This is a genomic window from Williamwhitmania taraxaci (assembly GCF_900096565.1).
GTDB classification, from domain to species: domain Bacteria; phylum Bacteroidota; class Bacteroidia; order Bacteroidales; family Williamwhitmaniaceae; genus Williamwhitmania; species Williamwhitmania taraxaci.
Genome location: NZ_FMYP01000001.1, coordinates 20,520 through 29,375 on the forward strand (window position 1 = coordinate 20,520; position 8,856 = coordinate 29,375).

Here is an 8,856-nt window from a genome sequence, read left to right on the forward strand (position 1 = left end):
AAGAATATTTTTTATTTCGTTAGAATTTCAATCATATTTATCTATAACTTTGTTCCCATAAAGACTAATTAACAAATAGTAAATGATGAAGAAAATTGCATTAATTGTTCTTGCAGCTGGTTCTGTAGCAATGAGTGGTTGTGGCTCAAAGTCTAAGTCTTCTGCAAACCTTAAGACTACGGTTGATTCTTTAAGCTATGCCATCGGAATAAGCGTTGGTTCGAGCTTTGGACAGAATGATATTAAGGAAATTAGCCCAGAAGCATTGGCTGCGGCTGTTGAGGATGTAATGAGCAAGGATTCTACCCGTGCCATGATGACTCCTCAGATTGCGCAAGGGGTAATCCAAATGTACATGATGAAGCAATTCGACCTTAAGCATGAAAAGGATATGCAAGCAGGTAAGGACTTTATGGTTAAGAATGCCAGCAAACCAGGTGTAGATACCATGAGAGTTTCCTACAGCGAGCAGATGCCTGATGGAAGCAGCGTTCAAAAGAGTGCTGTAATGCAGTACGAGGTTATCACTAAAGGTACTGGTGTTTCTCCTTTGGAAACCGATGTTGTTAAGGTTCACTACACAGGAACCCTTGTAGACGGTACCAAGTTTGACTCGTCATACGACCGTAAGGAGCCAGCAAGTTTCCGCTTGAATGGTGTTATCCGCGGATGGACTGCCGGCTTGCAAAAAATGAACGTTGGTTCAAAGTATAAGTTCTACATTCCTTCGGAACTTGCTTATGGCCGTTTTGGACGTCAGCCAGTTATCCCTCCCTATGCAGCACTCATTTTCGAAGTTGAGCTAATCAGCATTGAGGCACCTACTGCCGCTCCTGCTGCTAAGTAATTCGCGAATAGAATTAATGATATTGGTGCCGCTCCTATTTAGGAGCGGCATTTTTTTTAATAGTGTGATCGCTAGCAAATGTATTGCGGTTGATGCCAATCGCGGAGGATTGCCATAGCCTAGATTACATGATTTGTCCTGTCCCTTTTTTGTTTCCGAGCTGGGTCCAAGGTATAATGCAAAACGTCCGCCGGTTTTCCGGTGGACGTTTTCTTGAGCCGATGGAGGGACTCGAACCTCCGACCAGCTGATTACAAATCAACTGCTCTACCAACTGAGCTACATCGGCCTTTTGTATGCTCGCTTCTCGTTTAAAGCGTTGCAAAAGTATAATGTTTGCTCGAATTTGCAATACTTCTGCAAACTATTATTTCCAGTTTCATTCCATTTTATTTCCATCCGCTTCTCTTCGAGTGCTTTTCGCTTCGTTGAGAGGATGTTTTTTACCAAAATCCTCCTTCATAAAAGAGATATGATGGGTGATTCTGTAAAACGAATCGGAAATGTTCAAAATAGCCATGTTTCTATGGCTACAAGAGGCGGATACCACCATTAAACTGCTGGCGGTAGTGTGCGTGAATGACATTGTGGCGTAAAATACTGTGGATTTGGACAAAATAGTAGCTGCAACGTTATAAATAGTTGCTGCGATATCTAAAATAGTAGCTGCAATGCTCACAATAGTTGGAGCAATATGATAAAACGTGGTTGCAATCGATAAAAATGTTCATGCGATTCAGTGAAATGTGCTTGCAATGGACTTCTACACGGTGTTTTTGCAATGAAATGTGCTTGCAATTACGTATTGTATGACGAAATGACAAAAATATCGATGGATTTAGAGAAAAATGTAGTGGTTTTGCAATTCAGCGTGAAGGATTTCGGTCGCAGAGAGGTGTTTTTGCATTTTGGTGCGCGTTCCGAGGTTGTGCATCACCTAATCTTTCATCACCGGCCGAACTATACTCAAATAATCCAGATGGCATCGCATGTTTATAGAATGAGCTATGCAATGAGGACATACGACCCCTGCTGGGGTCGTATCCCACGCACACATATTTATTATAAACATAAGACCTCTTTGAGGTCGAGAATCACATTAGGATAGCATTCGCGCATCCATAAATGGGCGCTTATAATGACACGTGGTCTCAAAAAAATCGTTTGCAAATCTTTTGAGGGTGATGTCGATCCCAGAGGGGTTTGTATGTTTATAGAATGTGATGTGTAATGAAAACATACGACCCCAGCTGGGGTCGAATCCCACGATCACATATTTTACTATAAACATAAGACCTCTCCGAGGTCGAGAATAACATAGGAGAGCATTCGCGCATCCATAAATGGGTGCTTATAATGACACGTGGTCTCAAAAAAAACGTTTGCAAATCGTTTGCGGGTTGTGCCAATCCCAGAGGGATTGCATGTTTATAGAATGAGATATGCAATGAGAACATACGACCCCTGCTGGGGTCGAACCCCACGCACACACATTTTCTATAAACATAAGGCCTCTTTGAGGTCTAGAATAACATAGGAGAGCATTCGCGCATCCGTAAATGGGCGCTTATAAAGACACGTGGTCTCAAAAAAAACGTTTGCAAATCTTTTGAGGGTGATGTCGATCCCAGAGGGGTTGCATGTTTATCGAATGAGATATGTAATTCCATTTTGAAAATTCCCCCGTTTTTTGTTCCTTCGTAAATTATACCCAACCGAATTATAAACAAATCCAGATACTATGAAAACAGCTGAAATTCATACCGCAAAAGGGGTGATGAAGGTGAAGTTCTTCGAAGAGGACGCTCCGAAAACCGTTGAAAATTTTGTAAAACTAGCCAAACTTGGCTTCTACGATGGTCTCATTTTCCACCGCGTGATTCCTGATTTTATGGTGCAAGCAGGTTGCCCATACGGAACAGGTACAGGTGGTCCGGGTTACAACATCAAGTGCGAGCTTACCGGGAATAATCAAATCCATGACAAGGGCGTTCTTTCCATGGCGCACGCAGGTCGCGACACTGGTGGATCTCAGTTCTTTATCTGCCATAACCGGGAAAACACTCAACACCTCGATAGGCAGCATACCGTTTTTGGTAAAGTTTACGAAGGCATTGAGGTGCTCGATCAAATTCGTAAAGGTGACGAGATTGTTAAAATTGAAATAAAGGAGGAGTAAGATGGCTCTTGAATTACAGGGTAAGTTTGTGCAGCTGCTCGAAAAGCAGACTGGCAGCGGAAAAAATGGAACATGGGAAAAGCAAGATTTTATTGTGGAAACCATGGAGCAGTATCCAAAAAAGGTGTGTGTTGCTGCCTGGGGCGATAAGGTCCAGGAAATTGGTGGGTTTCGTCCCGGCGATGTCCTAAAGGTAAGCTTCAACGTAGAGTCGCGGGAGTATAATGGGCGTTGGTACACCGATCTTCGCGCTTGGCGCATTGCAAAGGAAAGTGCCACCCAGCCATCGCAATCGCAATCGGCGGGAGCACCACCAGCCTCTTTCGATGAGATTCCGCCCATGGGCGGCGAGGAGCTAAATGATCTGCCTTTCTAAAATATAAAATATGGAGAATTTGGGAAACCGGTTCTCCTTTTTTTACTGCTTTTAGTGAAGCAACAGGGATTGCCCTGTTCTAATTATTCACTTATTAGCATCCAATCGATTTTCCTTTAGGATAAAACATTGCACGATGACTGCCGAGATAAAAAAAGAGACTGTTCGCTGGTATGCCCTTTACACCAAATCGCGCAATGAGAAAAAGGTGCATGAACGGCTCACCGAGCATGGGTATGAATCGTTTCTCCCGATGCATAAAGTGGTGCGGCAGTGGAGCGACAGGAAAAAGGTGGTAGAGGTGCCGCTTATCAATTCCTATGTATTTGTGCGCATGGTGCTTTCGCAGCGCTTTGCCGTGCTGCAAGATCCTGGTGCGGTTTGCTTTATCAACTTCGAAAAGTTACCTGCGCCTGTGGCCGACAAAGATATTGCCTATCTAAAGTGCATTCTCGAAGAGGATATTGAGGTTGAGGTAGTTGAGACACCGCTCTCCAAGGGCGAAAAAGTTAAGGTGAATGCCGGACAGTTGATGGGCCTTGAGGGCGAGCTGGTCGATCATAAGGGAGGACAGCGCGTAGTTGTCCGCATCGAAAATATCCCATTTAGCTTGGTGGTTACGGTGCCGTTGGAGTTTGTTGAAAGGCTGTAGTAGCCATCATTTAACCTCTACCTTTTAACCATTTATTTAATTGCTTCAAATCAGATCATTTTCAAATTGATAATTGCTCTAGTTTCGGCAAAATCATTACTTTTACCCTCTAAAGTGCATTATCACAAAACTCTCGTATTATACTCCTTTAAATTGAATATCGTGAAGCGTTTGCATTATATACTATTAGCCATGACATTTGCACTGGCGCTCTCTTCGTGCAACAAGCGCAACCAGCTGCTATACATGCACAATGCTGGAGTGGAAACAATTCCATCGGCAAAGCAACCCGATTTGTATAAAATACAGCCCAACGATGTGCTCTACGTGCAGCTGCTTACTCAGGATCCGCAAATTAGTGCTATATTCAACAACAAGGGAGGCGGTTCCGCAAACCTTTACAGTAACGATGCTGGCTACTACCTGTATGGTTATACCGTAACCGATAGCGGTGCAGTGCGGCTACCGGTGCTTGGATATGTTAAGGTTGCTGGCTCAACCGTTCCGGAGGCAACGGAGATTATTCAAAAGCGTGCCGATGAATTCCTTAAGGATGGAATGACCGTTGTGCGGTTGCTTAGCTATAAGGTTACGATATTGGGAGAGGTGCGCAAACCTGGCGTTTACCTAAACTTTAAGGATAAACTTACCATATTTGAGGCATTAGCGCTGGCGGGAGACTTTACCGATTACGGAAAGCGTGATAATGTTCTGGTGGTAAGGCCTTGTGAGTCTGGGAATAAGAGTTTTCGACTAAATCTTTCGGATAAGAGCATTATGGCTTCTGAAGGGTATTATCTTTTACCAAACGACGTGATAGTTGTGGAGCCACGCAAGGGTAAGATGTTTCAGCTAAATGCAGGAACTTATGGACTTGCTCTTTCAACTATTAGCACGGTGGTGCTGTTGGTAAGTTTTTTGGCGAAATAGATAGAGGTAAAGGTTGAAAGTGAAAAGTGAATTGTGAAAAGTGAATAGACGGAGACGTTAAAGGGTAAACGTTAAAGGGTAAAGGTTAAAAGACGAAGACGTTAAAAGGTAAAGGTTAAAAGTTAAAAGACGGGAGTCGGAAGTCCGAAGATGGAGTGGCGCCGTAGGTGCCAAATTATGGTAGCAGAGAGGATGTTGAAATTTTTTTGCGGCGCGAACAAATGGTTGACAATGCATCTATCGAATTTTCGCCGCCTGAATGGAGCGGTGAACAGATCGATGACATTGGGCATCAGATTGCAATAGAGAGTTGAAAGACTGAAGACGTTAAAAGGTAAAGGTTAAAAGACGAAGACGTTAAAAGGTAAAGGTTAAAAGTTAAAAGACGAACACGTTAAAAGGTAAAGGTTAAAGGTTAAAAGACGAAGACGTTAAAAGGTAAAGGTTAAAGGTTAAAAGACAGGAGTCGGAAGTCCGAAGATGGAGTGGCGCCGTAGGTGCCAAATTATGGTAGCAGAGAGGATGTTGAAATTTTTTTGCGGCGCGAACAAATGGTTGACAATGCATCTATCGAATTTTCGCCGCCTGAATGGAGCGGTGAACAGATCGATGACATTGGGCATCAGTTTGCAATAGCGGGTTGAAAGACTGAAGACGTTAAAAGGTAAAGGTTTAAAGACGAAGACGTTAAAGGGTAACCGTTAAAGGTTAAAAGACGGAAGACGGAAGACGTTAAAGGTTAAAGGGTAAAAGTTAAAGGGTCAACGTTAAAAGTTAAAAGTAAAAAGACTGCCGACTGCCGACTGCCCACTGAAGGTTTAAGAAAGAATAGGTATAATTTTGAAACACGCATAAAAATGGAAAGCATTCCAAATAACGATAGACCAATTTCTACCCATGGTTTTACTCCAGAGGAGGAGCAGCTGGATATTAAGCGCCTGCTGTTTCGCGTAATTGCCAACTGGTATTGGTTTGCCATTACCGTTTTTGCCGGACTGTTTATTGCATACCTCGTAAACCGTTATTCGGAGCAGGTTTACAACGTATCTGCAAGTTTGATTGTAAAGGACGACGACAACTCGAAGGCGTTTACAGGCGCTGAAAATATGATCCAAAGTTTGCGGTTGGTTAAGAATACAAAGAGCATTCAAAATGAGATAGGCGTATTACAATCCTATTCCATGGCCTATCAGGTTGTAAAGGAGTTGGATGAGTTTAGAGTCACCTATGTTCTAGTGGGACGTAGAGGGATAAAAGAATCAAGGCTATACCAGAGTGCCCCTTTTAAAGTGCTAATTGATACAACAGGTCGCAATATTCCAAACTATCCGGTTTATGTTAAAATGATATCCAATGAAAGGTATCTGCTAGAGATTGATGATGGTATGGGAGTAAAGCAGGAGATGCGCTTTGGAGAGCTGTTTAAGAATAGTGCCTTTTGTTTTAGAATCCAACGTCTTCAAAATTTTAGCGGATCGGATAATAATCTTGGTGTTCGATATTACTTTAAAGTAAATAGTATAAATGCGCTGGCCAATACCTACAAGGGAAAGGTTTCTATCTCTCTAAATGATAAAAAGGGATCGATTTTAACACTCAGTAGCAGTGGTTTTGTTGCCGAGCAGGAGGCCGCTTACCTCAATAAACTGATGGAGGTTTATATTCGAAAGGGGTTGGAAGATAAGAATAAGATAGCTGCGAATACAGTTAACTTTATCGACTCCCAACTCGATAATATGACAGATTCCCTTCGCCGTGCAGAGCAGCGGTTGCAGGACTTTAGAAGCAATAATAGGGTTATAAATATTTCGAGAGAGGGGGAGATTCTTTTTGGTAGGATTAGGGAGTTTCAAATCGATCAGGGAGCATTTGAGTTGAAGGGGCGATACTATGCTTACCTCAAAAAATATCTGTCGTCGCGTAGCGACTTAAATCAGCTAGTAGCTCCATCGGCCATGGGGGTAGATGACACACAACTATCCTCTTTACTTGGAGAGATTAGCCAAACCTATATTGCTCGGGAGGAGATGCGTGCTTCTGTTAAGAATGGGAATCCTGGATTAGAGCAGCTGAATATTCGGTTGGAGAATCTTCGAAATAGCTTAACCGAGAAGGTAGAAAGTTTAATTGCGGTTAACAAGGTGGCACAAGAAGATGTGCTACAGCGGCTGAATAAGGTAGAGGGAGAAATAGTTAAACTTCCCGGTAACGAGAGGCAGCTCATTGGATTTGAGCGTGAATTTAATTTGCTCGAAAAGATGTATAATTATCTTCAGGAGAAGCGCGCAGAAGCAGCTATTGCCAAGGCATCAAATATTGCCGATAACAAGGTGCTCGACTACGCAATGCCTGAGAATGCCTCCATTATTAAGCCAAAGAGGTCGTTTAATTACCTTATTGGAATGTTTATAGGGGCTCTTTTACCGCTGGCATTTATTTTTTTACTCGATTTTTTTAATGATAAACTTACAGATATTAAGGAGATCGCCTCAAAGACAACGGTTCCTGTGATTGGAACCATGGGGCATAACCGATATGAAGCAGAGATACCCGTTATCAGTAAGCCAAAGTCTACGCTAGCGGAGTCGTTCCGTGGGCTGCGAACCAACCTACAATACCTGCTCCGGAATCCGGAACAAAAGGTGATTGCCGTTACATCTACCCTCAGTAGCGAGGGAAAAACATTTACCGCCGTGAACCTTGCCGCCATTATGGCTATGGCGGGTAATAGAGTGTTGCTGATGGGCCTCGATCTGCGTAAGCCTAAGATACAGAAGATGCTCAACGTGGTTTATAGCGAGGGCATTAGCACCTATCTCATTGGTAAATCTACATTGGAGCAGGTTGTAAAGAATACCCCAACGCCAAATCTCTTTTTTGCGCCCAGTGGACCTATTCCACCCAACCCATCGGAGTTGCTTGGTTCTCAAAAAATGGATGAGTTTATGAATTGGGCAAGGGAACACTACGATTACATTGTGGTGGATACTCCTCCTGTAGCCATCGTTACCGATGCACTATTAATTGCCCGTTTTGCCGATGCCAACCTCTTTGTGGTGCGCTTTGGATACTCCTCCAAGGAGGTGCTTAAGCTGGTGGAGGATATCTACAAACACAAAGAGATTCGAAATCTCGCCATTGTAGTAAACGACTTCCAACCCAAGCGTGGATACGGTTATGGCTATACTTACAAATACTCCTATGGCTACAGCTATAGCTACTCCTACGGCTATGGCAATAAAGACAAGAGTGGCTACTATTCCGACGAGGATGAACCAAAGTTGACGTTCAAAGAACAGGTAAAACGTTGGTTTTGATTGGTTAAAGGGTAAATGTTAAAGGTTAAAAGACGGAGACGTTAAAGGTTAAAAGGTAAAGGTGAAAAGACCGGAGTCAGAAGTCGGAAGTCCGGAGAGGTTAAATGGTAAAGGTTAAAGGTTAAAAGACGGCAGCTGAAAGTCGGAAGTCCGGAGACGTTAAAGGGTAAACGTTAAAGGTTAAAAGACGGCAGCTGAAAGTCGGAAGTCAGAAGTCCGAAGCAGGAGACCGAAGACGGAAGTCCGAAGTTGGAGTGGCGCCGTAGGTGCCAAATTATGGTTTTGAAGAGGTGAGTAGTGAATAGTGAAAAGGTAAAAGACGGAAGTCAGGAGTCAGGAGACGGAAGTCGGCAGCTGGAAGACTGAAGTTGTAGTGGCGCCGTAGATTCCAAACGTTGGTAACAGAGAAGACATTAAAACTTTTTGGCGGCGCGGACAAATGGTTAACAATGCATCTATAGAGGTTTCGCCGCCTGAGTGTAACGGTGAATATAATGGGCATATTGGTATCTCAGTAATAAAGAAGTGTTAAAAGATAGAGACGTTAAAGGGTAA

6 protein-coding genes and 1 tRNA gene are annotated in these 8,856 nt (G+C 43.2%); 6 read left to right on the forward strand and 1 reads right to left on the reverse strand.

Annotation, left to right across the window (positions count from 1 at the left end; translation table 11 throughout):
* Nucleotides 1-82 precede the first annotated feature (82 nt).
* Complete coding sequence (locus tag BLS65_RS00095) at nucleotides 83-847, forward strand: BamJ family beta-barrel-assembly machinery protein (RefSeq protein WP_092433907.1); 765 nt, start codon at nucleotides 83-85, stop codon at nucleotides 845-847.
* Nucleotides 848-1,063: 216 nt separating this feature from the next.
* On the opposite strand, the gene BLS65_RS00100 is transcribed toward BLS65_RS00095, so the two are convergent.
* Nucleotides 1,064-1,136 (reverse strand) — tRNA-Thr (locus tag BLS65_RS00100).
* Nucleotides 1,137-2,588: 1,452 nt separating this feature from the next.
* Here BLS65_RS00100 and BLS65_RS00110 point away from each other — a divergent pair.
* The 5 genes from BLS65_RS00110 to BLS65_RS00130 all read left to right on the forward strand — a co-directional run bounded on the left by BLS65_RS00110 (nucleotide 2,589) and on the right by BLS65_RS00130 (nucleotide 8,301).
* Entirely contained in the window at nucleotides 2,589-3,026 is a 438-nt protein-coding gene (locus BLS65_RS00110) for a peptidylprolyl isomerase (protein ID WP_092433909.1), read from the forward strand.
* Between the two features lies 1 nt (nucleotide 3,027).
* On the forward strand, nucleotides 3,028-3,402 hold the full coding sequence (locus BLS65_RS00115) for a DUF3127 domain-containing protein (protein WP_092433912.1): 375 nt from the start codon (nucleotides 3,028-3,030) through the stop codon (nucleotides 3,400-3,402).
* Between the two features lie 136 nt (nucleotides 3,403-3,538).
* Nucleotides 3,539-4,054 carry a UpxY family transcription antiterminator gene (locus tag BLS65_RS00120; protein ID WP_092433914.1) on the forward strand — a complete coding sequence of 172 codons (516 nt, stop codon included), beginning with the start codon at nucleotides 3,539-3,541 and terminating at the stop codon, nucleotides 4,052-4,054.
* A gap of 192 nt (nucleotides 4,055-4,246) precedes the next feature.
* Nucleotides 4,247-4,984, forward strand: coding sequence for a polysaccharide biosynthesis/export family protein (locus BLS65_RS00125; protein WP_092433915.1), 738 nt, complete (start codon nucleotides 4,247-4,249; stop codon nucleotides 4,982-4,984).
* 857 nt (nucleotides 4,985-5,841) lie between these two features.
* Nucleotides 5,842-8,301, forward strand: coding sequence for a tyrosine-protein kinase (locus BLS65_RS00130; protein WP_092433919.1), 2,460 nt, complete (start codon nucleotides 5,842-5,844; stop codon nucleotides 8,299-8,301).
* Nucleotides 8,302-8,856: the final 555 nt, after the last annotated feature.